Source organism: Streptomyces sp. DS1-CR2, assembly GCF_055760475.1.
This window is the reverse complement of record NZ_CM147085.1, coordinates 998,922-1,021,568: the sequence shown is the minus strand read 5'-3', so window position 1 is coordinate 1,021,568 and position 22,647 is coordinate 998,922. Positions and strand designations below refer to the sequence as shown.

Genomic DNA, 22,647 nt, shown 5'->3' with positions numbered 1-22,647 from the left:
ACGACGGTTTCCGGCCAGGCAGTACGCCCATTGAATGGCCCAAGCGTCGAGCCCGGAATTGCCCCACATGGGTGGGCCGATGCGAGCGTACCGTCATTGCCATGCCGAACTTGTTGCCGTCCGCCGGCCCTCAACGCACCCTCGCCCTGGCCCAGTTGAGCAACTCGCTGGGCGACGGCGCGTACTACGTCACCTCGGCGCTCTACTTCGCTCACGTCGTCGGCCTCGCGCCCGCCAGGATCGGCCTCGGCCTCACCGTCGCCTGGGCGGTCGGGTCAGCCGTCGGGGTCCCGCTCGGCCGGATCGCGGACCGCCGGGGCCCGCGTGGAACGGCGGTCCTGCTCGCCCTCGCGACCGGCGCCGCGGTCGCCTCCTTCCTGGCCGTACGCGATTTCCTTCCCTTCCTCGTGGCTGCCTGCCTCTACGCGAGCGCGCAGTCGGGACTCGCGGCCGCGCGCCAGGCGCTGCTCGCCGGTCTGGTGGCCAAGGAGGACCGCACGGGTGCGCTCGCCCACCTGCAGTCGACGCTCAACGCGGGTCTCGCGGTGGGCGCGGCGCTCGGCGGCCTCGCACTGTCCGCCGGGACGAAGTCGGCGTATCTGACGGTGTTCGCGATCGACGCCGTCAGTTTCGTCCTCTGCGCGCTCGTCCTGCTGCGGCTCCCGGCCGTCGCGCCGGCGCCGGCCGTCCGCGGGGCGAAACTCGAAGTCCTGCGAGACCGGCCCTACGCCGCCGTGACCCTCCTCAACACCGTTCTTCTCCTGCGGATGCCGCTGCTCAGCCTCGGGCTCCCGCTGTGGATCAACGAGCGCACCGACGCCCCCACGTGGCTCGTCTCCGCGCTCTTCATGCTCAACACCGGCGCGGTGATGCTCTTCCAGGTCCGCACGGCCCGCTCGGTCTCCGGCCTCCCCACAGCGACCCGCGCCATCCGCCGGTCAGGCGTGCTCATGCTCCTGGCCTGCGGTATCTTCGCCGCCTCGGCCACCGGCTCGGTCTGGGCCGCGGTCGCCGCCCTGGTCGGAGGATCGGTGCTCCTGGTCGCCGCCGAGATGCTCCAGTCGGCCGGATCCTGGCAGCTCGGCTTCGACCTGGCCCCGGCCGGGCGCATCGGCGAGTACCAGGGCTTCTTCGGTACGGGCGTCACGGTCGCCCGCACGCTCGGCCCGCTGCTGCTCACCGCGCTGCTGCTCGGGATGGGCACGCCGGGCTGGCTGCTGCTCGGCGGCCTGGTCCTGGCGGCGTCGTACGCACTGGGGCCGGTGGCGCGGTGGGCGGCGGAAACGCGCCAGCATCCGGCACCCGTACGGATTGCGGCTTCGACGGTGTGATCTCGACGCCGCGGACGGGTAGGCCCACAGCGTCCTGGGCGGCAAGCGTTGTTGACGCTCCGCCGCCGCGCAGTCTCCCGACCTGTCTCCCGAGCAGTCTCCCGAAAGGAGACCGGCCCCCGTGACCGAACTCGACTCGCCGATCCCGCGGTTCCACCTGGCCATGCCCGTGGACGACCTGCCCGCCGCCCGGCACTTCTACGGTGAGGTGCTCGGTCTTGAGCAGGGCCGCAGCGCCGACACATGGGTGGACTGGAATCTCCACGGCCACCAGTTCGTCACTCACCTCGCCCGCACCCGCGCCGAGCACATCCGCAACCCCGTCGACGGACACGACGTGCCCGTACCGCACTTCGGTCTGATCCTCACGATCCCTGTGTTCCAGGAGCTCGCCGACCGGCTCCGCGCCGCTGACACGAAGTTCGTCATCGAGCCCTACGTACGCTTCGCGGGCGAGCCCGGCGAGCAGTGGACGATGTTCCTGCTGGATCCGGCGGGCAACGCCCTGGAGTTCAAGGCGTTCGCCGACGACTCCCAGGTCTTCGCCGCCTGACCGCGCTATTCGGCGTCGCCGCCGGCCTTCGCCTTCACGTCCGCCTCTACGTCGTGCCTGGCGAGTCCCTCGTCCTTGGCGTACTCGGTGACGGCCTGCTGGACGTCGCGGGCCAGGTCCCGCCACGCGCGCCAGGCCGTCTCGTACGTCTGGGTCTGCGACTCGCTCAACGGCTCGAGCCCCGGTGGCCCGTAGCCGTCCCGGAGTCTCAGGACCTCGTGGTGTGCCGCGTTCGCGGCCTGCTGTCTCTCGACGAGTTCGTCGAAGGTGTGTGCCACGCAGCGGATCCTAGGTCGCCGTCGAGGCGATCCCGGTCAGCGCTCGCGCGGGTGACACGAATGCCGGAGGGGTGTGAGCGAAACGGGTCAGGGGCGGCGCCGTCCGGCGCCGCCCCTGACCCGTTTGGCGAGTTCCCTCAGGACTGGGGGCGCTTGCCGTGGTTCGCGGCGTGCTTGCGGCGAGCCTTCTTCTTGCGCCGTCGCTTCGAGGACATTGCTACCTCCCAGGTGTCGCTGTTCTTCGGTCCTGCCTGGATGAGCGGGCTGACCCAGACGATCATCCGGCCGCCTACCCAAGGGCGCGACCGGTAATGACGTGGCCCATGCCACCACTCCCGCCCCCCGTTTTGGCCGGGCGACGCGCCGCTGTGACGATCCGTCCTGCGGGCTGCCCCCTTCCTCGTGCGCGTTACCTAAACTGAATGCGAATTTGCCTAAAAGACTTAGGTAGCTGCATAATCGATTTCGTTGATTGGAGTGAAGGTTATGGTGCGTGTAGGGCTGACCAGGGAACGCCTGATCCGAGCCGGCGCCGAGCTGGCCGACGAGGTCGGGTTCGACAAGGTGACCGTCTCTGCGCTCGCGAGACAGTTCGACGTCAAGGTCGCGAGTCTGTACTCGCACCTGAAGAACTCCCAGGAACTCAAGACCGGGATCGCGCTGCTCGCCCTGGAGGAGCTCGCCGACCGGGGCGCCGCGGCGCTCGCCGGGCGTGCGGGCAAGGACGCCCTCGCCGCCTTCGCGAACGTCTACCGCGACTACGCCCGGGAACACCCCGGTCGCTACGCGGCAGCCCAGCTGCGGCTCGACCCGGAGACGGCGGCCGCCAGCGCCGGCGTCCGGCACGCACAGATGATGCGGGCGATCCTGCGCGGCTACGACCTCACGGAGCCGGACCAGACCCACGCGGTCCGGCTCCTTGGCAGCGTCTTCCACGGCTACGTCAGCCTGGAGATGCAGGGAGGCTTCAGCCACAGCGCACCCGACTCGCAGGAAAGCTGGTCGCGAATCCTCGACTCCCTCGACGCCACGCTGCGGAACTGGCCCGCGCCCTGACCGCGGACCCGTGCCGACCCGTATCGGTGCGCCCGAGCAGCCCCACAGGCGATATTGATCAACAGGTTGAGGCGATACACATGAACGACAGCTGGATCACTACTCCCGTCACCGCGGACCTCGTGCGTGGCGCGTACGAGTTGGAGCGCTCCGAGCACGGCGTGCTCCCGCACCGGCTGCCCGCGCGGGCCCGCGCGCAGTGCTCCGACGGACAACTGGCCATGGCCGAGGCCCAACCCTCCGGCGTACGGCTGGTGTTCCGCACCCGGGCCACCGTCATCGAACTGGACGCGCTGCGGACCAAGATGGCCTACAAGGGCGCTCCGCCCCGTCCGGACGGCCTGTACGACCTGCTGGTCGACGGCCGCCTGGCCGCGCAGGCCGGTGTCACCGGCGGCAATGTACAGATGGTGGACATGACCACAGGCACCAGGGAGACCCGGCCCGGACCCATCGGCACCGTGCGGTTCACCGGGCTGCCCGACCGCATGAAGGACGTCGAGATCTGGCTGCCGTACAACGAGATCACCGAGCTGGTCGCCCTGCGCGCCGATGCCCGGGTCGAGCGCATGCCGGACAGCGGGCGCAAGGTGTGGCTGCATCACGGCAGTTCGATCAGCCACGGCTCGGACGCCGCAAGCCCCAGCACGACGTGGCCGGCGCTGGCCGCCTCCCTCGGGGGCGTGGAGTTGATGAACCTCGGTCTGGGGGGCAGTGCCCTGCTCGACCCGTTCACCGCGCGTGCCCTACGGGACACCCTCGCGGACTTGATCAGCGTCAAGATCGGCATCAACATTGTCAATGCCGACCTGATGCGCCTGCGCGCGTTCTCCCCGGCGGTGCACGGTTTCCTCGACACGATCCGTGAGGGACACCCGACCGTGCCGCTGCTGGTCGTGTCGCCGATCTACTGCGCCATCCACGAGGACACTCCGGGCCCCAGCGCCCCGGACTTCAGCAACCTCAGTGCGGGCAGGCTGCAGTTCATGGCCGCTGGCAACCCGGCGGAGCGAGCAGCGGGGAAGCTCACGCTCAACGTCATCCGGGACGAGCTGGCGCGCGTCGTGAAGCAGCGGATTGAGGACGACCCGAACCTGTACTACCTCGACGGCCGCGACCTGTACGGCGAGGCGGACTTCGCCGAGCTGCCGCTGCCCGACCAGCTCCACCCGGACGCCGCCACCCACCGGCGCATGGGCGACCGCTTCAACAGCCTGGCCTTCGGCGCGGACGGTCCGTTCGCGTTCGCGGTGACCGAGCGTTCCTGAGGCTCGTGTCCCTGCCAGGCGTCGCGTGGTATCACCCCCTGCGCGCCGTGCCGAGCCTCTGGTCCGTCAGGCGCGTCAGGCGCGTCGCGACGCGCCTGACGGACAGGGCGACGGCGAACCCCGTCCGAGCGCGGCACTGGAAGCGTTGCTTCAGCATGTGGAACGGCCGCTGTAGGCGGCGACCGGCCCTGTGGCCTGCGATTATGCTGGGCGGCCTCTGAGGGGGAGGGCGAAGTGACAGCTGCGCGAATGATCATTGTGGTGGCGGTGACCTGGGTTGTTCTGACGGCGCTCCTCCTGGCGCCGTCGGCGCTTCCGGCCTCGTGGCAGTACTACGTCTACTCGCCGGCCAGCGTCGGCATGTGGATGCTCGCCATGCTGGTCGGGCCCGTGATCATGGTCATCCGGAGGTGGAACTGGATCAGGCACGGCTGACCGGGCCGGCGACCTTTCAGCCATCGCGTCGGCGGGCGGTTGGTACACCAATTCCCGGACCAATGCCCATGGTTTGACGGTCCGTATGCATAATGCTCGGCATGAAGAAGTTGATCTCCGCGGCCCGGGCCCTGTCGGCTCGGACGTGTCCTCGCCCGGATCCGTGATCAGGGGCTGACCGACTCAGGCCGGACAATCGGCGAGCCACGGGGGGCTCGCGACTCTTAGACGTGGAGACAGTTAATCGATGCGCCCCCGGACGCTGTTGCGGGCCCTGCTGACCGAGCGGGGCTGCGGCCACTTCGCTACGTTCGAAGAAGAGTTCACCCGGTCCGCCCAGCTCGCAGCCGCGAAACTGAACCGGCCCGACCTGGCGACGGTGACCGCCTCCCAGGCCACCTGGAAGCGCTGGCTCTCCGGCGACCAGATACCCCGCAGTGACGCCGGTGCCGTCCTTGAGTTCATGCTCGGTGTCGACGTCGAGACGCTGCTGCGGCCCGCGGTGGAGCGCGGCGTCGTACTGCCCCAGATCGCGCCCAATGCCGCGCGGGACGCGGCGCGGCTCCTGAACGCCATGTTCGACACGTCCTATCTGGACCCCATGGGCCGGGCCTCCGGCATGGAGGGCGTGTGGCACCTGGACGGCCAGCGGTTCTTCGACGGCACGTCCGTCGCCGTCCAGCTCTACGAAGCCGCCGAGCAGGACGGCCGTGTGGTCATCGGAGCCCATCACCACGCCCACATACGGGCCTTCACGCGGGCCACGCGCCGAGCGCTGCTCCTCGGCACACTCGGCGACGACGGCCTGTACGCGCTGGACGCCGCCCACGCCCGCCGGCAATTAGCGGTCACCGCCGAGACGATGCCGATCTCGACCCCGTACAAGATCGACGACCTCACGTACGGGCTGCTGTGGGCGATGCTGAATGTCGACGACAGCCTGCTGGCCAACGACCATGTGCTGCACGCCGAGCAGCAGACCCTGGAACCCCTGTGGGCGCAGCGGCGTTCGGCGGTCGCGCGGTCGGCCGTGCCGGAGCTCACCAACGTCGGCAGCGCCTGGCTCGGCATGTACTTCTGTGCCGAGCACATCATCCGGCGCCTCGACGAGGGCAGCTCGCCGCCGGTCTTCTGGACCCCGGTGCGGACGGGAGAGGAGGCCGCGGTGTGGCTGTTCTTCGCGTCCTGGACGCAGTTCCGCGACGCGCTTCAGGAGCGCCTCGCCGACGGCGAAGCCGCCCCCGAGCGGGTGTTCTGCATCCCCGAGGCGGAGGCCGGCGCGAGCCGGCGCTACGAGCGGATCCTGCTGTGGCTGGCCGTGGCCATGATGGAACGCGACGGGCAGACGATCTGGGTGTGCGCCGAGCCGGAGTACAAGCGCATCGACGGCTTCGTACTGGTTCCCGGACGCCGCGTCATCTCCGCCGACTGGCTGGGCGGCGAAGGTATCTGGCACGTCGACACCACCGACAGTCTGGCCGATGTCAGCGCCTACGCCCAGGTCGTCGACCACGCCCGCAGCCAGAGCGTCACCAAGGGCGACAGCTCGGAGGAGCGGCTGCGGTCGCTCGCCCGCCATCTCGACCTCGACTGGGGCTGGTTGGTGCGGCGCTGCCGCGAGCTGGGTGCGTACGGCATCGCCGGGATGCTGCGCCCGCGCAGCCGCCTCGTCTCCGTCGAGGAGCTCGAACGAGTACTGCGCTTCGCGGGCGGGTTCGGCGAGTGAGGGTCCCGGCGGGGCCGGGGACCGGGCCCGTGATCGGGCCCGGTCTGGCCGCCGGGGCGAGCAGGGTCGTTTGAGGGTCGTTGAGGGGTGAGTCCGCGGCCGGGGGGAGTGGCGCCTCACCCGGCTACCCGGCGGTAGGAGTGCCGGTCGGGCGCCGGTCTCACACCTGACAGGGAGAAACGACCCTGGAACGACCCTGGTTTCCCGTAGCTCCGCCCGGGCCGGACCGACAGAGTTGATGTTCGTCGCGGGGGCCGTTTTGCCACGCGACAGCCACCCTGGACAAGATGCACGCGAGTCACAACGAGCCTCCGTCACAAGGAGGTTCGGACGACCGCGGGCGCGGCCGACACGTACAAGGATGTCGGCGTGCCGGCGCTGCCCCCCGCTCGTCTTGAGGACGCCTATGTCTCACTACTCGTCGGACGCCACCGCATCCGGCGCCCACCGCAGCGGCCGGAGAGCCGGCAAGGCCGCTCCGGCCGACCTGAGGACCGAGCGTGGCCTGCGCCGGCGCACCACGATGCTCGGCATGGCCCCCGCCGGGACGGTGGCCGTCCTCGCGGGCGGAGCGTTCGCCGTCTCCGCGGCGGGCGGCTCGGGACCGCTGGTGTGGGGCGCGGGGGTCTCGGCAGGGGTGTGCTGCGCGGCGGTCCTCGCCGTCGCACGGCGGGCCGCGCACAGCACCGCCGACGCGCTCACCCGGCAGCGCGCCGAGAACGACGCGGCGGTCGGCGAGTGGATCAAGCATCTGACGTCGCTCGCCGCCGAAGGGCACCAGAGCATCGCCCGGACCGCGGAGCAACTGCGCAGCGGCGACCGCCCCGACGCCCCCGCGCCCGTCCCCGAGACGGCCGCGACGCACGCGTTCGGCGTGCTGGAGCAGCACCTGCGGCACTTCCAGCACACGGCGCAGACCGCCGTGATCCACGCGGGCACGCGCCAGCAGGTCGACGCCTTCGTCAACATCGCCCGGCGTCTGCAGCTCCTGGTGACGCGTGCGCTGAAGCAGCTCGACGACGCCGAGCGGGTCGTCGAGGACCCCGAGCACCTCGACCGGCTCTACACCATCGACCACCTCGTCACCCGCGTGCACCGCGCAGTGGAGAGCCTCGCGGTCCTCGGCGGCGCCGTGCCCCGCCACTTCAGCTCCCCGGTTCCGCTCGCCACGGTGCTGCGCCAGGCCGTCGCGGAGATCGAGCACTACCCGCGCGTCCGCGTGCTGCCGCCGCCGTCCGGTTACGAGGTCGTCGGCCACTCCGCCGTCGAGATCATCCACCTCATCGCCGAACTGGCAGAGAACGCCACCAAGTTCTCGCCGCCGCACACGCAGGTGATGATCCGCGCCCAGATGGCCGCCTCCGGCATGGTCGTGGAGATCGAGGACCGCGGCCTCGGCATGCCCGCCGAGGTGCGGGACGAGATGAACCGCCTCCTCGCCCAGCCCGAACTCTTCGACGTCGACCAGCAGTTGCAGGACGGCCGCACCGGGCTGTTCGTCGTCGCGAAGATAGCAAGGCGTCGCGGGCTCGCCGTACAGCTCCAGGACAACCTCTACGGAGGCGTCCAGGCGGTACTCGTCCTTTCGCACTCGGTGCTCAGCGAGTCCCGCGCCGGGAAGAAGGCGGCGGCGCAGAAGTCCGCGCCGGTGAAGGCCCCCGCCGAGCCGGAGCCGCCCCGCGCGCCCGCCCCGGTCGCGAGCCGCCGGGCGCAGCCGTTGCCCGCAGCTGTGGACCCCGCGAGGCTCCAAGCACCCCGGGAGGCCACGGCCGTGACCACGCAGCCGCCTCTTCCCCAGCGGCAGGTGCCTCCCGCGCCCGCCGCCCCCGCCGCGCCGGCCGAGGACCCCACAGGGCGCCCGGTCCTGGCGCAGCGGAACAAGGAACGCCGCTCACACCTCTCCCCCCAACTGCGCGAGCAGGGGCCGGCCGCCGACCACGGCGACGGCGAGTCGATCGACGCGGGCCTGCTTGCCCGCTTCACGGCGGGGCTGGAGCGGGCCGAGCAGGACGACGGGGCCACCCCCGCATCTCCGGTGGCACCCACTCAGCGCCAAGACTCCCAGGAGTACCGATGACCCAGCCATCATTCGACCAGGACCTGGACTGGCTGCTCGCCGACCTCGCCGCCAGGGTGCCCGCCGTGACGGGCGCGGTCCTGGCCTCAAGCGACGGCGTGATGCGCCACAGCCACGGTCTCGGCTACGACGACGCGGACCGGCTGAGCGCCATCACCACCGGCATGTGCTCGCTCGGCGGCGGACTCGGCACCATCCAGCGCGCGTTCGGCGGGGTCGAGCAGGTCATCGTGCAGGGCGAGGGCGGCTATCTGTTCGTCTCCCGCGCCGGCGTCAACGGCGTACTCGGTGTGCTGACCGACAAGAGCGCGGACGTCGGAGTGGTCGGCTACGAGATCGCGATGCTCGTGAAGAGCGTCAGAGGCCACCTCGGCACGCCCGCGCGCACCGCACCGGGGCCCACCGGCGCTCTGGTCGACTAACGGTGCCGGACTTCACCGACGAGCCCTGGCTGGCCGAGGACACCGCTCAGCTGCGGCTCTACGCACTGACCGGTGGCCGGACCCGCCCGGCCCGCGCCCTGGGACTCGTGTCCCGGGTGCGGGCTGCCCCCGGCCTCGCCCCCTCGACCTTGGACCGGCTCGGCCCCGAGAGCGCCCAGGTGCTCGAACTGTGCGGTCAGGAACCGCGGTCGGTCGCCGAGATCGCCGGCCGGCTGGGCGTCCCCGTACAGGTCACCAAGATCCTTCTGTCCGATCTGCTCGACTCCCACGTACTCGTTCCCGCGCTTCCCCCGCGAGAGGCGGACGGAAGCGACCCACTCCTCCTGGAGGCGGCACTTGAAGGCCTTCGAAGCCTCTGACGACATCCCCCTGACCGCGCTGAAGATACTCATCGCCGGCGGGTTCGGCGTGGGCAAGACGACCATGGTCGCCACGGTCAGCGAGATCGAACCGCTGACCACGGAGGAGATCCTCACCACGGCCAGCGCGGCCACCGACAGCCTGGTCGGCGTCGAGAACAAGACCACCACGACCGTGAGCATGGACTTCGGACGCATCACCCTGTGGCGCCAGCAGTTGCAGCTCCTGCTGTTCGGCACGCCCGGTCAGGACCGCTTCTGGTTCATGTGGGACGACCTTGCCCTCGGCTCCATCGGGGCGGTCGTCCTCGCCGACACCCGCCGTCTCGACGACTGCTTCAGCGCGGTCGAGTTCTTCGAGGACCGCGGCGTGCCCTTCGTCGTGGCCGTCAACGAGTTCGACACCGCCCACCGCTACACGGCGGAGGAGGTGCAGTCCGCGATCGAGCTGAACCCGGACGTCCCCGTCATCATGTTCGACGCGCGCGCTCCGTTCTCCACCCAGCAGGTCCTGATCAAGCTCGTCGAGTACGCGCTCACGCTGTCCCTGCGCTCCGCGCCGGCGTCCGAGCCCGCACTCGCGCCGCCCGCTCCGACCCCTTCACCTTCGTTGCCCACCTCCTTCGACGGGAACCCTCACCGTGCCCTTTGACGCAGAGACGGGGCTGCACATCGCAGCCCCCGACACCGAACTCGACGCGCGCGTCGGACGCCTCGCCCAGCTCGGCCTGGGCGACGCGGCCGCCGACCTCGACGCCCTCGCCTCGGAACTCGCCGAGGCGGCGGGAACCCCGTACGCGATGGTCAACCTCATCACCGACCAGCAGTTCTTCGCCGGACTGCACACGCCGCGGGGCCTGCCCAACACCCTTGGCCCGCAGGACGCGATGAGCGGGCCCGAGGTCGGTCGCGTGATGGCCCGCGACCACGGCTACTGCCCCGAGGTCATCAGCCGTCGGATCCCGCTCGTCCTGCCCGACGTGTACGCGGCGCCGCGGTTCGCCGGCAACCCGGTGGTCGACGAACTGGGCATCCGCGTGTACCTCGGGGCGCCGCTCATCGACGAGGAGACCGGCATCGCGCTCGGCACCGTCTGCGCGGTGGGCACCGAGCCCCGCGCCCTGGCTACGGCGCGCGGCTCCCTCGACCTGATCAAGAGGTTCCGCGACCAGGCCATGCAGCGCATCTACGAGCGTGCCGGGCAGCCCCGCCTCTGACGTCGCTACACGGCCGCCGCTTCGGGAACGTGCGGAGCGGCGAGCCGGCTCGACCAGTCACTGAGGGACGTGCCGAGCGCGACCTCCGCCAGCCTGTACAGCTGGATGTCGGACGTCCCGGCCGGGGCGTAGATGTGCGAGGCGTCCCGGGCGAACCGCTCGACGGGCCGGTCGGGGAACAGGCCGCACGCGGCGTGGATCTCCATCGCCGCCCGCGCCGAGTCGATGGCGGACTCCACGTTGAGGTACTTGGCGTTCATCAGCTCCGCGTCGCAGGCGATGCCCGAGTCCAGCAGATGCACGGCGTGATAGGCGGCCAGGCGGGCGGTCATCAGGCGTGACTGCATCTCGCCCAGCTTCTGACGAATCGTGGGCAGCGCGCTGAGCGGCTTGCCGTAGCGCAGCTGCTCGGAGGTGTAGCGGGTCGTCTCCTCCAGCAGCGCCTGATGGATGCCGAGCGACACGGCGGTCAGGTTCGGCCTGCCGTAGAGCACGCTGGAGGAGTACGCCACGTCGAGGCCCTGGCCCTCGTGGCCGAGAAGGTTCTCGGCGGGGACGCGGCACTCGTCGTAACGGATCTCGCCGAAGCTGAATCCGTGCAGGCCCATCGCGGGCCGGTGCGGGGCCAGCGAGAATCCGGGGCGGTCGGACTCGACGAGGAACGCGGACAGTCCGGTGGAGCCCTCGCCGGTGCGCACCACCACACCGTGCAGGTCGCCGACATGGCTGTTGCCGACGAAGACCTTGCGCCCGTTGAGGACGTACTCGTCGCCCTCGCGCCGCGCCGTCGACTCCATGCCGAGTACATGTCCGCCGGACTGGGGCTCGGTCACCGCGATCGTCGGAAGACAGTCGCCAGCCGCGACAGCCGGCAGCCATTTCAGCTTCTGCCGTTCACTGCCGAAGTGGATGATCTTGGCGACGCCCAGCTGCGAGGCCTGCACCATGGCGCCCATCGCGCCGCTGACGCGCGACAGTTCCTCGATGATGATCGTCTTCGCCAGATGGCCCATGCCCATGCCGCCGTAGCCCTGGTCGATGGTGACACCGAGCCAGCCCTCCTTGGCGATGAGCCGGGACAGTTCGTGCTCGACGGCCCGTGATGCCTCCATGTCCGCTGTCCGGGGAGCCACCTTCGCCTCGGCGAAGGCGCGGACCTCGGCCCGCAGTATTTTGTGACGCTCCGTCATGAAGTAGCCGTCCATCTGTAACCCTTCCTTACACGCAGGCCGCTTGGAACCCGGTCCCGCCCCGACGGGCACGTGGCCGGGCAGGCCATCTGGTGGACATACGAAAACGAGGAACAGGAAGACGTGCTGTTCGCGCACGGCCGATCGCGGTCCGGCCCGCCGCGCGAAGCGGCGAAGCCCTGCGGGGACCCTCCGGTCAGGAGGTGAATTGCGCGTTCGCTGGTGTGTGGCGGATCGCGGGCAGCCGCCGCCGACACCTCATCCGGAGGGCCTCCAGGACAGGAGGGACCGGGTGGGAGTGGGCGGGGGCGTTCCTGTGCGCTGGGCGCGGACCTTCGCGTCGACGGCGCGCACCTGGATCACGTATCGCCTCACTTCGCTCCCATGGTCGGGCCGGCACGTTCGATAGGCCACGGGGTGTGACCGCCGCCGGAAACAGTCGGACGGTCCCGCTCCTGAGTGCGTCGCTGCACCTCAGAGGAGGACCTGTCTCTACGGTGACGATCTAGCGGCCGGTTTTCACTACATGCCCGGGGTCGTTTCAGGGTCGTTTCTTTACGAGCGGACGCGGGGGCCCCGCTTTCTGACGGCGCTGACGGGAGCGGACGTGGGTCCACTAAAGGGGGTGCCGCTTTTGTGCATCGAGGTTCTGGGGGAGGCGGCTCATCGGTGGGGCTTGGCGCGGACGTGCATTCGTTCCCCCTGGCGCCCGAAGAGGCTGAGGAGTTCGACGGGCCGGCCGTCCGCGCTGCTGAACCAGTGCGGGACCCGGGTGTCGAACTCGGCGGCCTCGCCCGGGCCGAGGACCAGATCGTGCTCGGCGAGCACGAGCCGCAGCCGGCCGTCCAGCACATACAGCCACTCGTAGCCCTCGTGCGTACGGAGATCCGGCTCGCAGCCGCGGTCGGCGATGACCAGCTTGTACGCCTGAAGAGGGCCGGGCGAGCGCGTCAGGGGTACGAACGTGCCGCCGCTCGGCATCGGGCGGGGCGTCAGCCGGACCCGGGGATCGCCCACCTCGGGAGCGCCGACCAGCTCGTCCAGTGGCACGCCGTACGCGCCGGCCAGCGGCAGCAGCAGCTCAAGGCTGGGGCGGCGGTGTCCGGACTCAAGGCGTGAAAGGGTGCTCTTGGAGATGCCGGTCACCTCCGAGAGGGCCGCCAGGGTGAGACCATGCCGGTCGCGCAGTCGTCTCAATCGTGGGGCGACCTCGTCGAGTACCGCTTGATAGGGCGCTGGCTTGTCCACACCGTCCATATCGTCAACGTCATCAACGTCATCCACGTCGTCCATGCGGGCATTTCACCCGGCTGTCCCGGAAATGGCAACACGGATTGCCGTTCACGGGCGACGGGTGCACTCTCCTGGCCATGAGCACTCACAGCAATCCCGCGCAGAGCCACGGGCACGACCACACGCACGGTCACGGGCATGACCACGGTCCCGGCAGCACCGACATCGACTGGGAGGCCATGGCCGACACGCTGGAGAACAACGGCGATCTGCACCTCCCGGTCCTCAGGCGGACGGCGACCCGGCTCGCGGAACTGCTCGGCCCGGACAAGCAGGTCCGCCGCGTCCTCGACATCGGCAGCGGCCCGGGCGTGATGACCTGCGCGCTCGCCGAGGCATTCCCGGACGCCGAAGTCGTCGCGGTGGACGGCGCGCCCGCACTCCTCGACCGCGCTCTGGCCCGAGCCGAGCGGCTCGGACTCGGCGACAGGGTGACGATCCGGCATGCGGAGCTGCCCGGCGACCTGGAAGGCGGCGACGGGCACGCGGGCGGCGGTCTCCGCGAGGCCGATCTGATCTGGAGCAGCAAGGCCGTGCACCACATCGGTGATCAGCAGGGGGTACTGGACGCGCTCACCGGCGCGCTGCGGCCCGGCGGCATGCTCGCGGTCGCCGAGGGCGGACTGCCGATGCGCTGCCTCCCCCGCGACATCGGTATCGGCAAGCCGGGTCTCCAGGCGCGGCTCGACGCCCTGCAGGAGTACTGGTTCGAGCGGATGCGCTCCGAGCTGCCGGGCAGCACCAGCACGGTCGAGGACTGGCCCGCGATGCTCGCCGAGGCAGGGCTCACCGACGTCGGCAGCTTCACGTACCTGCTCGACCTGCCGGCGCCCCTGGGCGAGACGGCCCGCACGTTTTTGCACAACCAACTGACGCGGCTGCGCGACGTGATGAGCGAGTCCCTGGAAGCCGACGACCGCAAGACGCTCGACGTCCTGCTCGACGACTCGGCGCCGGAGAGCATCCTGCGACGCCCCGACGCGTTCGTGCTCTCGGCCACCACCGTCTTCGCGGGTGTGCGCCGGGCGTCGTGACGACCGGCGGGCGGGGTGCTCCGTCTGCGTGGAACGTGCGGGCTCGTTTGTGTGATGTGCCTGTGTGGCTGGCGTGATCCGCGTTCCCCGCTGTGCTTACCGTGGCCTCTCGTCGAGGGTTGGAGCGCGCATGCCCGAGCAGGAACTTGAAGTGGAGCAGCGGCGGGAACCGTCCGTGCCGTTGGGTGTCGGGGTGCGGCGGGCGACGCTGGACGACGGTCGCGTGGTGACCATCGTGTGCGAGGCGGGCCTGCCCCAGAACGAGGTGAACGCCATCGCCGCCCGCGTCGCCGAGTCGAGCCTGAAGCGCTGACACATCGACGTCGCAACGCCCCCGCTCTCCCGGCGCGGGGGCGTTGCGACGTACCCGGCAGAGGCACGTGGGGACACACCGGGCCGGAATCCGGCTGGTGGCCGCGGGAGGCGGCCACGACCATGGAGCGATGACGAGGATCCGTGAGGCTTCCCCCGGTGACGTCGACGCCATGGTCCGGCTGAGCGGCATGGTTCAGCGGCTGCACGCGCGGCACCGGCCGGACCTGTTCGTCGACGAGCCGTCGGAGGCAGGGACGGCGGAGCGCTTCCGGGGCTGGCTGAGGGACGAGGCCTCGACCCTCCTGGTCGCCGAGTCCGACGAGGGCGACGTGGTGGGGTACACGTTCTGCCGCGTCGAGAGGAGGGAGGGATCCCTGATCACCCTGCCCACCGCAGTGGTCTCCATGGAGCACCTGGCCGTGGACCCCGGCAGCGCTCGGAGCGGGGTCGGCGCGGCGCTGGTGGAAGCCGTCCGTGACGTGGGGCGCCGAGCCGGATGCCGGCGGCTGGTCGCGAGCGTGTGGGAGTTCAACGACGCGGCACGGCCGTTCTACCAGGCCATCGGGTTGCGTCCGATGCAGGTGCGGATGGACCAGCCGCTGTAGGGCGCCGCTCTGCGGGGACAGGGCCGGTGCCTCACCTCACCCGAGCAGGGGGGCGGGGCGGGAGATCAGCCACCTCTGGACGGCGAGCGCGACGGTGTCGTCAAGGGCGCTGAGCGCGTCGATGGCCTCCATGTCGTCGGGGTGGGGCGGGATCCCGGCGGTGGTGAGCGTGGCGTTCAGGCTGAGGCGGTGCCGGTCGCGGGAGGTCAGGCGCGTGGGGGCCGGCGGAACCAGGTCCAGGCGCTGTGCCGGGTCTGGCAGCGGGAGCAGGAAGTCGGCGCCCGCGTCCAGGTCGGGGGTCGGCAGGACGGTGGCAGGAGAGTTCATGGCACTTCCTCACGACGGTCGGTCTGTGTCGGTCTGTGTCGGTCATGAGGCTGCTGGGCCACCGGTTGGTTGCGTCCTGCCGGTCACTGCACCCGAACGCCGTAATCACCGTACAAAGGCGGACATCAACTGCCAATCGGAGAAGGCGCTTCCACCTGCGCTTTCACCTGCGTTGCCACCTGCGTTGCCACCTGCACCTCCGGCGATACGACACGTAGTTCGCTTCGCGCACCTGTCGCATTGGCCAAAGCGTCCTGCCGCTCTTGTACGGATCCGACGTTGAGTGCGCGGTCCGGGTGCCGCAGCATCCCCCGCAGCCTCGCGATCCACCGCGGGGTGTGGGACATCCAGGAGGACTCATGCGCGTGACGGCCCGTCAACTGTGCCGCCGCAAACCGCTGGAGAGCATGATCGATGAGGCGGAGGGCGAGGCCTCGGGGCCGGGCGGTCTGCGGCGCAGTATGGGGCTGACGCAGCTGACCCTGCTGGGGATCAGCTCCGTCGTCGGCACCGGCATCTTCTTCGTGCTCGGCACGGCGGTCCCCAAGGCGGGACCGGGCGTGGTGCTCTCCTTCGTCGTCGCGGCGGTGGTCGCGGGACTCGCCGCGCTGTGTTACGTCGAACTGGCCGGCGCGATCCAGGTGGCGGGCAGCACGTACTCGTACACCTACGCGTCCCTCGGTGAGCCGTCTTCTTCTCCTGCGTCGGTTTCGACACCGTCGCTCGCGGCGGTGCTCTACCTGGCGTTCGGCCGCCGCCACTCCGCCCTGCGGGTGCGGGGCGCTTCAGCGGAGGAAGCCGTCGTGACAACTACCTCTGCGCGAGCCTGAGTTCGAGCCACGCGGCAAGCCGGACCTCGGTCGTCGAGGTCGAGGCCGAAGAGTTCGCGTACCCGCCGCAGCCGGTAGCGCAGGGTGTTGGGATGCACCCGCAGACCGGCGGCGGCGCTCGCGACATCCCCGGTCGCGTCCAGCCAGGCCGTGACCGTCGCCGCGTAGTCGGTGCCCTGCTCCCCGTCGTGCGCCAGCAGTGCGGCGACCCCGGGCAGCCGCAGCCACGGCTCCCGGCGCAGCTCGTCGCCGAGCCGGTTCAGCAGGACCACATGCCGTACGTCCTCGGCGGTGGCCGTGGGCGCGTCGGCCCGGCCGCCGCCGGTGGCCCGGAGAATGTCGTCCGCCTCGCGCCGCAGCGCACCGGCCCGCAGCAGATCCGGGTACGCCCGCGTCACCACGGCCCGCACCGGAGTACCCAGCGCGGCCCGTACGGTCCCCAGCGCACCGTCCGCGAACCTCCGCGCGGCGGCGGGCGAGAGCGAGGTCAGCAACACGTACACCGCACGCGCCGACGCCGTCACCGTCGCCGACGGCAGGTGCGCCGCGCAGTACCGGACCAGGGACGACTCCAGGTGGGCGACGAGGGCGCTGCCCTCGTCCGGGGCGAACGCGGCCAGGCACACCTTCTCCCCCTGGCCGAGCCCGAGCCGGCCCGCTGCCTCGTCGGCCGCCGGCCCGTACCCCTCGAGGAGCGCCCGCAGGGTGTCCCGGCGCATGCGCTGCTCTGCCTCGGTCGCGTTCAGCGCGCGCAGCAGATGCGGGGCCGCCAGCCGCGCCGCGTCCCGCAGCGCCGACTCGGCCTGCTCCGACAGGCCGCCCTCCGGCTCGATCGCCCACAGAGTCCCGAGCGGCAGGGTCCCCGCACGCACCGCGACCGCCCCACGCGCCAGCTCGTCGCGCGCCCGGGGGAACCGCACCACGCCCTGCGCCGCCAGCACATCGCGGTACTGCTGCCGCTGGCCGGGGTCGTCAGGGACCCGCCGCTCCAGGATGCCGCGTTCGCGCAGGCTGTCGATGCGCTGGCCGGGGACGTTCGAGTAGGCGACGACATGCTGGTCCAGGTCTTCCACCGCGACCGAGCCGCCCACGACCGCGGCCACCGCGTCGGCCAGCGCGAAGAGTTCCTCGGTTCCGGCAGGGGCTGACGGGGACAGGTCACCCACTCCGTACGCCGCGAGGGCGCAGCCGATCTCCGCGTCCACGTACCGCCACGGCACAGCGTCGCCGGCGGCGAGGACCGCCACGGAACACCGCTCGGCCTCGGCCGTCAGCCGATCCGCCTCCTGCCCACGGCACTTGACCACCACCCCCGCGTAACCCTCCGCCGCCGCGCGCCGCAGCACGGTACCCGTACGCGGATCGGCCACGTCCGCGCCGACGAGCAGCAGCAGCGCCGAGGGGGCCGCGGGCAGCGGGTCGCCCGGGTCGTGGATGACCGTGCCGCGCACGGGGACGTCGAGGCCACCGGGTGCGGCGAGCGCGCGGAGCGGGCCGGTGGAGCCGACGAGCAGGCGCAAGGAGCCCGCGGCCCGGCCGTCGGGGATTGTCTGATCAGACAACGGGGGCCTCGATTCCTGGGTCAGGACGCCGGTGAAGGCGGCGGGGGAAGCCGTCAGCATAGGCCCATCGACCAGGGACAGGAGCCATCGCCCATGAGCGCCACGACCGCTGCCTCAGATATCGTCGGACTCTTCCCGAAGGGGACAAATCTTGCCCCGGACGGCGAGATGGTCGTCGGCGGATGCCGCCTCGACGACCTCGCCGAGCGCTTCGGCACCCCCGCCGTCATCGTCGACGAGGGTGCTCTCAGGGCCCGCGCACGCGCGTACGTGGACGCCCTGAAGCATCATTGGCCGCACGGACAAGTGGTCTTCGCGTCCAAGTCCTTCCCGTGCACCGCCGTCGTTCGGGTGATGGTCGAGGAAGGGCTCGGCGTGGACGTCGCCGGAGGCGGAGAACTCGTGGCCGCACTCGCCGCGGGGGCCGACCCGGCCCGGCTCGTCGTCCACGGCAACGCCAAGACCGACGAGGAACTCGCCATGGCGGTCGGCGCCGGAGCCGGCACGATCGTGATCGACAACTTCGACGACATCGACCGCCTGGAGAAGATCGTCACGGACGAGCAGCGCGTCCTGATCCGCGTCATCCCGGACGTCGAGGCCGACACCCACGAGGCGATGGCCACCGGCCACGCGGGTTCCAAGTTCGGCCTCTCCGTGCCCGACGCGGTGCGCGCCGCGGCCCGGCTGCGCGCCAGTGACCGGCTCCGCCTCGACGGCGTGCACGTCCACGTCGGCTCGCAGCTCCTCGACACCGCCCCGTTCGCCCGCGCCGTCGAGGCCATCGCCTCCCTCGGCGAGCTGGGCGAGCACGCGGTGTACGACCTGGGCGGCGGCCTGGGCGTCCGGTACACCTACGCGGACCAGGCGCCGACGGTCGACGAGTACGTCCGGACCCTGACCGAAGCGGCCCGCGCCCATCTCCCCGCGAACGCCCGGCTGATCATCGAGCCCGGACGGTCCCTGGTCGCCGAGTCGGCGCTCACCCTCTACCGCGCGGTCACCGTCAAGCGGGGCCGCCCACGCGCCCTCGTCGCCGTCGACGGCGGCATGGGCGACAACCTCGAACCCATGCTGTACGGCCAGCGTTTCGAGGCGACGGTCACCTCCCGCGTGGGCGGCGGGGAGCCTTGCGACCTGGTCGGCCGGCACTGCGAGTCGGGCGACACCCTCATCCGCGATGTACCGCTGCGCGCCCCGGCCGTCGGCGACCTGATCGCGGTACCGGTCACCGGCGCGTACTGCTACTCGATCTCCAACAACTACAACGGCGCCCGCCGCCCCCCGGTCGTCTTCTGCCGCGACGGCGAGGCCCGCGCGGTGGTCCGCCGCGAGACGTACGAGGACCTGCTGCGCCGGGACCAGTGATGGCGGCCCCTGGGGCGCCCGATGGGCTGATCGCCACAGGCGTGCGCAAGATTTTGATATCGACATGAAAATCAGCGACATCAACTGGCAAGAAGACGCGAGGAATGCGGGTGTCCGTGGCCGCGTTGCGTGCGCGATCGTGCGTGCCGCCTAACCTGGTGATCATGAGTGGCGAGAGAGATCTGCGGACCCTGTTGAGCGGCATGCGACCGGAGCTGAACCCAGGGCGCTACGTCTTCACCACCGTCGACGGCGCGATTCCGCCCGGCGTCACCCCCGTGGTGACCGTCGCCGAGAGGGAGGCCCTGACGCTGGTGGTCCCGCTGGAGGAGGCCCACGCGGCAGGGCTCGGCCAGGACTACGTGGCGGGGTGGATCACCCTGCGCGTCCACTCGGCGCTGGAGGCCGTGGGCCTGACCGCGGCCGTCGCCCAGGAACTCGCCGCCGCGGACCTGAGCTGCAACGTCGTGGCCGGGTTCCACCATGACCACCTCTTCGTCCCCCATGAGCGGGCGGAAGAGGCGGTGGCGCTGCTGGAAGACCTCGCGCGCCGGTCGGCCACCGCGTGACGAAGCCGGCTCGGGTCACCCGAGAACGCGACCCTCAAGTGCCGTACGCCACGCGGGCGGTGTCGGTTCCCGGGCCGGGGTGTCCCGTCGGCCGCCGCGGGCGAAGAAGTCCTCCAGGGGAAGGGTCGCCGCACCGACGGTGACCGCGTCGGGGCCCAGCTTGCCCAGTTCGATGGTGGCCTTTCCGGCTGGGTAGGACAGGGCGTACTTCGTGGTGTGCTTCCGGACGTCGTCGAGGAAGCGGGAGCCGAACTGGAGCCCGGCCCAGCCGCCGATCAGGATGCGCTCAGGCTGGAAGAGGTTGATCAGGTCGGACAGTCCGGCGCCCAGGTACTCGGCCGTCTTCGCCATCACCTCGTAGGCCACCGGGTCGGGCTCGGTCCCGTCCGTCGGGCACGCGGCGGCGAGCAGCGCCGTCAACTGGGTCTCCTCGTCGACTCCTTGGGGCGGCTGCCCGCCGGCCTCGCGCCACCGTTCCAGTACGGACGCGGCCCCCGCATACGCCTCCAGGCAGCCCGGCGCGCCGCACCGGCACGTCCGCCCGTCGGCCTGCACCGTCAGATGGCCCCACTCCAGGGCCCGCCCCCTGCCGTCCGCGAAGAGGCAGGCGCCGACCCCGGTGCCGAACAGGACGATCGCGGCGCTGCGCGCGCCGCGCCCGGCGCCGAACCACATCTCCGCCTGCCCGAGCGTCCTGGCGCCGTTGTCGATGAAGTACGGGACTGTGGACGGGAGTTGGGAGGAAGCGCGTAGCAGCGCCTCCAACGGGACCGCGTCCCAGCCGATTGTCTGGCAGTGGACAACGGCCCCGGAATCGGGGACCCGCTCGACGACACCGGGAACGCCGATCCCGATCCCGAGAAGGTCGTCCGCCGGCACGCCGGCCGCGGAGAGTACCTGCTCGATGCCGCTTCGGATGTGTTCCACGACAACGGCGACGTCGTAGCCGTCGCCCGTCAACGGGATGTCGACGCGGGCGAGTTCGGTGAGGGTCACGTCGAAGACCTCCACGCGGACGCGGGTCTCGCCGACGTCGATGCCTATCAGGCTGCCGCTGTGCGGGCTGACGCGGAGCAGGATGCGCGGCCGGCCGCCGTCGGAATCCAGACTGCCGGCCTCCTCCACAAGCCCGTCGGCGGCGAGTTCGGCCACCACGTTGCTGACGGATCCTGAACTCAGCCCCGTGAGCGGGCCGAGCGCCTGGCGGCTCGTCGGGCCGTCGAAATACAACTGTTGCAGTATCACTGCTCGGTTGGCCCTGCGCAGGTCACTCACCGTGCGTCTGCTCCGCCGATCCATCTGGGCTCCTTCCTGACCTGCGACAGACGCAAGGTACCCCTGCACAAACCCTTGACGCGACCTTTCCGCGCGGCTTAACTCACAGCCTAAATTAAGTCGTGGGTGACTTCAGGAACTGAACGCCGAGCGCTTCGGCCTGCAGACCCGCGCCCCGGCTTGGACGCTCCTGAGGAAGGGACACCTGGAGCCATGCAAAGAATTCGAGCACTCGCCAGCAGCGCGGTCGTCGTCTCCCTGCTGGCCGCCGCGACCGCCTGCGGCGGGGGTTCATCCGACGAGGGATCGAACGAGTCGCCCAAGACCCTGACCTACTGGGCGTCCAACCAGGGGCCGAACGTCGAGGCGGACAAGAAGATCCTCCAGCCCGAACTCGACAAGTTCGAGAAGCAGACCGGCATCAAGGTCAAGCTGGAGGTCGTCCCCTGGTCCGACCTGCTCACCCGCATCCTCACGGCGACCACCTCGGGTGAGGGCCCCGACGTCCTCAACATCGGCAACACCTGGTCGTCCTCGCTCCAGGCGACCGGCGCCCTCGTAGCGTGGGACCAGAAGAACTTCGACAAGGTCGGCGGCAAGGACCGCTTCGTGGAGTCGGCGCTCGGCTCGACCGGCGCGCAGGGCAAGGACCCGGCCGCGGTACCGCTCTACTCGATGGCGTACGCCCTGTACTACAACAAGGCGATGTTCAAGGAAGCCGGCATCACCGAGCCGCCGAAGACCTGGGACGAACTCACCGCGGACGGCGCGAAGATATCCAAGGGCGGCAAGTGGGGACTCGGCGCCGAGGGCTCCAACCTCTCCAACAACATCCACCAGGTGTTCGTCCTCGCCAAGCAGCACGGCGGCGACTTCTTCACCGCGGACGGCAAGGCCGACTTCACCAACGACGCAGCGGTCGCCGCCGTCAAGCAGTACGTCGGCATGATGGCCACGAACAAGATCATCGCGCCCGGCAACGCCGAGTACGCGAAGAACCAGTCCCTCAGCGACTTCTCCAAGGGCAGGACCGCCATGGTCCTGTGGCAGGCCGCGGCCACCACGTTCAAGTCGCAGGGCATGCAGGACGACGAGTGGGGCGTCGCCCCGGTGCCGGTCCAGTCGGGTGCGCCCGGCGCGGGCCAGGCCACCAACTCGATGGTGGCGGGCATCAACCTCGCCGTCTTCAAGAACACGAAGAACATCGACGGCTCCATGAAGTTCGTGAAGTTCATGACCAGCGACGCCGAGCAGAAGCTGCTCTGCAAGACCTACGGCTCCATCCCACCGGTCAAGGCCGCCCAGAGCGACCCGGCGTTCGACCGGCCCGAGCTCAAGGTGCTGCGCGAGACCCTCGCGACCAGCGCCACCGCGCTGCCCCAGGTGTCGGACGAGTCCCAGTTCGAGACCTCGGTCGGCACCGCCGTCAAGAACCTCTTCGCCCAGGCGGCGAACGGCAAGAAGCTCTCCACGGCTGACGTCAAGGCCGAGCTGACCAAGGCGCAGCAGCAGATGGCCAGTCAGTGAGTGATGCGC

At 70.7% G+C, this 22,647-nt stretch carries 25 protein-coding genes; 18 read left to right on the top strand and 7 right to left on the bottom strand.

Annotated elements, in window-relative coordinates:
• Positions 1 to 101: 101 nt before the first annotated feature.
• Together ACY0PA_RS05120 and ACY0PA_RS05115 are read left to right on the top strand one after the other, a co-directional pair.
• Positions 102 to 1,331: an MFS transporter gene (locus ACY0PA_RS05120; protein WP_473083544.1), complete on the top strand. Its 1,230-nt coding sequence runs from the start codon at positions 102 to 104 to the stop codon at positions 1,329 to 1,331.
• Positions 1,332 to 1,452: 121 nt separating this feature from the next.
• Entirely contained in the window at positions 1,453 to 1,884 is a 432-nt protein-coding gene (locus ACY0PA_RS05115; protein WP_473083543.1) for a VOC family protein, read from the top strand.
• A 5-nt stretch (positions 1,885 to 1,889) separates the two neighbouring features.
• Here the strand turns inward: ACY0PA_RS05115 and ACY0PA_RS05110 are convergent, their stop codons facing one another.
• Both ACY0PA_RS05110 and ACY0PA_RS05105 read right to left on the bottom strand, forming a co-directional pair.
• Positions 1,890 to 2,162: a hypothetical protein gene (locus tag ACY0PA_RS05110; RefSeq protein ID WP_473083542.1), complete on the bottom strand. Its 273-nt coding sequence runs from the start codon at positions 2,160 to 2,162 to the stop codon at positions 1,890 to 1,892.
• A gap of 137 nt (positions 2,163 to 2,299) precedes the next feature.
• Complete coding sequence (locus ACY0PA_RS05105) at positions 2,300 to 2,443, bottom strand: 50S ribosomal protein bL37 (RefSeq protein ID WP_473083541.1); 144 nt, start codon at positions 2,441 to 2,443, stop codon at positions 2,300 to 2,302.
• A gap of 205 nt (positions 2,444 to 2,648) precedes the next feature.
• Here ACY0PA_RS05105 and ACY0PA_RS05100 point away from each other — a divergent pair, with 205 nt between their 5' ends.
• The 9 genes from ACY0PA_RS05100 (at position 2,649) to ACY0PA_RS05060 (ending at position 10,743) form a co-directional block, all read left to right on the top strand.
• Positions 2,649 to 3,218 carry a TetR/AcrR family transcriptional regulator gene (locus ACY0PA_RS05100; RefSeq protein ID WP_473083540.1) on the top strand — a complete coding sequence of 190 codons (570 nt, stop codon included), beginning with the start codon at positions 2,649 to 2,651 and terminating at the stop codon, positions 3,216 to 3,218.
• A gap of 80 nt (positions 3,219 to 3,298) precedes the next feature.
• Positions 3,299 to 4,486 carry a GDSL-type esterase/lipase family protein gene (locus ACY0PA_RS05095; protein WP_473083539.1) on the top strand — a complete coding sequence of 396 codons (1,188 nt, stop codon included), beginning with the start codon at positions 3,299 to 3,301 and terminating at the stop codon, positions 4,484 to 4,486.
• Positions 4,487 to 4,720: 234 nt separating this feature from the next.
• On the top strand, positions 4,721 to 4,921 hold the full coding sequence (locus ACY0PA_RS05090) for a hypothetical protein (RefSeq protein ID WP_473083538.1): 201 nt from the start codon (positions 4,721 to 4,723) through the stop codon (positions 4,919 to 4,921).
• A 247-nt stretch (positions 4,922 to 5,168) separates the two neighbouring features.
• Complete coding sequence (locus ACY0PA_RS05085; RefSeq protein WP_473083537.1) at positions 5,169 to 6,647, top strand: hypothetical protein; 1,479 nt, start codon at positions 5,169 to 5,171, stop codon at positions 6,645 to 6,647.
• A gap of 406 nt (positions 6,648 to 7,053) precedes the next feature.
• Positions 7,054 to 8,724: a sensor histidine kinase gene (locus tag ACY0PA_RS05080; protein ID WP_473083536.1), complete on the top strand. Its 1,671-nt coding sequence runs from the start codon at positions 7,054 to 7,056 to the stop codon at positions 8,722 to 8,724.
• Complete coding sequence (locus tag ACY0PA_RS05075; protein ID WP_383884237.1) at positions 8,721 to 9,146, top strand: roadblock/LC7 domain-containing protein; 426 nt, start codon at positions 8,721 to 8,723, stop codon at positions 9,144 to 9,146. Before ACY0PA_RS05080 ends, ACY0PA_RS05075 begins: the two co-directional genes overlap by 4 nt.
• Positions 9,147 to 9,148: 2 nt before the next feature.
• Positions 9,149 to 9,526: a DUF742 domain-containing protein gene (locus tag ACY0PA_RS05070; RefSeq protein ID WP_473083535.1), complete on the top strand. Its 378-nt coding sequence runs from the start codon at positions 9,149 to 9,151 to the stop codon at positions 9,524 to 9,526.
• The gene (locus tag ACY0PA_RS05065; RefSeq protein ID WP_473083534.1) at positions 9,504 to 10,178 is read left to right on the top strand and encodes a GTP-binding protein; all 675 of its coding nucleotides are present in this window, start codon (positions 9,504 to 9,506) and stop codon (positions 10,176 to 10,178) included. Before ACY0PA_RS05070 ends, ACY0PA_RS05065 begins: the two co-directional genes overlap by 23 nt.
• The gene (locus tag ACY0PA_RS05060) at positions 10,168 to 10,743 is read left to right on the top strand and encodes a GAF domain-containing protein (protein WP_473083533.1); all 576 of its coding nucleotides are present in this window, start codon (positions 10,168 to 10,170) and stop codon (positions 10,741 to 10,743) included. Before ACY0PA_RS05065 ends, ACY0PA_RS05060 begins: the two co-directional genes overlap by 11 nt.
• Positions 10,744 to 10,748: 5 nt before the next feature.
• Here the strand turns inward: ACY0PA_RS05060 and ACY0PA_RS05055 are convergent, their stop codons facing one another.
• Positions 10,749 to 11,948, bottom strand: coding sequence for an acyl-CoA dehydrogenase family protein (locus tag ACY0PA_RS05055; protein WP_473083532.1), 1,200 nt, complete (start codon positions 11,946 to 11,948; stop codon positions 10,749 to 10,751).
• 648 nt (positions 11,949 to 12,596) lie between these two features.
• Positions 12,597 to 13,190, bottom strand: a complete 594-nt coding sequence (locus ACY0PA_RS05050) for a helix-turn-helix domain-containing protein (RefSeq protein WP_473086236.1) — start codon at positions 13,188 to 13,190, stop codon at positions 12,597 to 12,599.
• Between the two features lie 113 nt (positions 13,191 to 13,303).
• Here ACY0PA_RS05050 and ACY0PA_RS05045 point away from each other — a divergent pair, with 113 nt between their 5' ends.
• From ACY0PA_RS05045 to ACY0PA_RS05035, 3 genes are all read left to right on the top strand, one after another.
• Positions 13,304 to 14,260 (top strand): class I SAM-dependent methyltransferase, encoded by a 957-nt coding sequence (locus tag ACY0PA_RS05045; protein WP_473083531.1) that lies wholly within the window; start codon positions 13,304 to 13,306, stop codon positions 14,258 to 14,260.
• 130 nt (positions 14,261 to 14,390) lie between these two features.
• Positions 14,391 to 14,573: a hypothetical protein gene (locus ACY0PA_RS05040; RefSeq protein WP_100594486.1), complete on the top strand. Its 183-nt coding sequence runs from the start codon at positions 14,391 to 14,393 to the stop codon at positions 14,571 to 14,573.
• Positions 14,574 to 14,703: 130 nt separating this feature from the next.
• Complete coding sequence (locus ACY0PA_RS05035) at positions 14,704 to 15,180, top strand: GNAT family N-acetyltransferase (protein ID WP_473083530.1); 477 nt, start codon at positions 14,704 to 14,706, stop codon at positions 15,178 to 15,180.
• A gap of 36 nt (positions 15,181 to 15,216) precedes the next feature.
• Here the strand turns inward: ACY0PA_RS05035 and ACY0PA_RS05030 are convergent, their stop codons facing one another.
• Positions 15,217 to 15,507: a hypothetical protein gene (locus ACY0PA_RS05030; protein WP_473083529.1), complete on the bottom strand. Its 291-nt coding sequence runs from the start codon at positions 15,505 to 15,507 to the stop codon at positions 15,217 to 15,219.
• A 359-nt stretch (positions 15,508 to 15,866) separates the two neighbouring features.
• On the opposite strand from ACY0PA_RS05030, the gene ACY0PA_RS05025 reads away from it, so the two are divergent.
• Positions 15,867 to 16,337, top strand: coding sequence for an amino acid permease (locus tag ACY0PA_RS05025; protein ID WP_473083528.1), 471 nt, complete (start codon positions 15,867 to 15,869; stop codon positions 16,335 to 16,337).
• Here ACY0PA_RS05025 and ACY0PA_RS05020 read toward each other — a convergent pair.
• The gene (locus ACY0PA_RS05020; RefSeq protein WP_473083527.1) at positions 16,244 to 17,899 is read right to left on the bottom strand and encodes a PucR family transcriptional regulator; all 1,656 of its coding nucleotides are present in this window, start codon (positions 17,897 to 17,899) and stop codon (positions 16,244 to 16,246) included. The genes ACY0PA_RS05025 and ACY0PA_RS05020 overlap by 94 nt on opposite strands.
• A gap of 93 nt (positions 17,900 to 17,992) precedes the next feature.
• Here ACY0PA_RS05020 and lysA point away from each other — a divergent pair, with 93 nt between their 5' ends.
• Both lysA and ACY0PA_RS05010 read left to right on the top strand, forming a co-directional pair.
• A complete protein-coding gene (gene lysA, locus ACY0PA_RS05015) occupies positions 17,993 to 19,267 on the top strand; it encodes a diaminopimelate decarboxylase (RefSeq protein ID WP_473083526.1) in 1,275 nt (424 codons plus the stop codon).
• 164 nt (positions 19,268 to 19,431) lie between these two features.
• Positions 19,432 to 19,836: an ACT domain-containing protein gene (locus tag ACY0PA_RS05010; RefSeq protein WP_473083525.1), complete on the top strand. Its 405-nt coding sequence runs from the start codon at positions 19,432 to 19,434 to the stop codon at positions 19,834 to 19,836.
• Between the two features lie 15 nt (positions 19,837 to 19,851).
• On the opposite strand, the gene ACY0PA_RS05005 is transcribed toward ACY0PA_RS05010, so the two are convergent.
• Positions 19,852 to 21,135 (bottom strand): ROK family protein, encoded by a 1,284-nt coding sequence (locus ACY0PA_RS05005; protein WP_473083524.1) that lies wholly within the window; start codon positions 21,133 to 21,135, stop codon positions 19,852 to 19,854.
• Positions 21,136 to 21,324: 189 nt separating this feature from the next.
• Here ACY0PA_RS05005 and ACY0PA_RS05000 point away from each other — a divergent pair, with 189 nt between their 5' ends.
• A complete protein-coding gene (locus ACY0PA_RS05000; protein WP_473083523.1) occupies positions 21,325 to 22,638 on the top strand; it encodes an ABC transporter substrate-binding protein in 1,314 nt (437 codons plus the stop codon).
• Positions 22,639 to 22,647 lie beyond the last annotated feature (9 nt).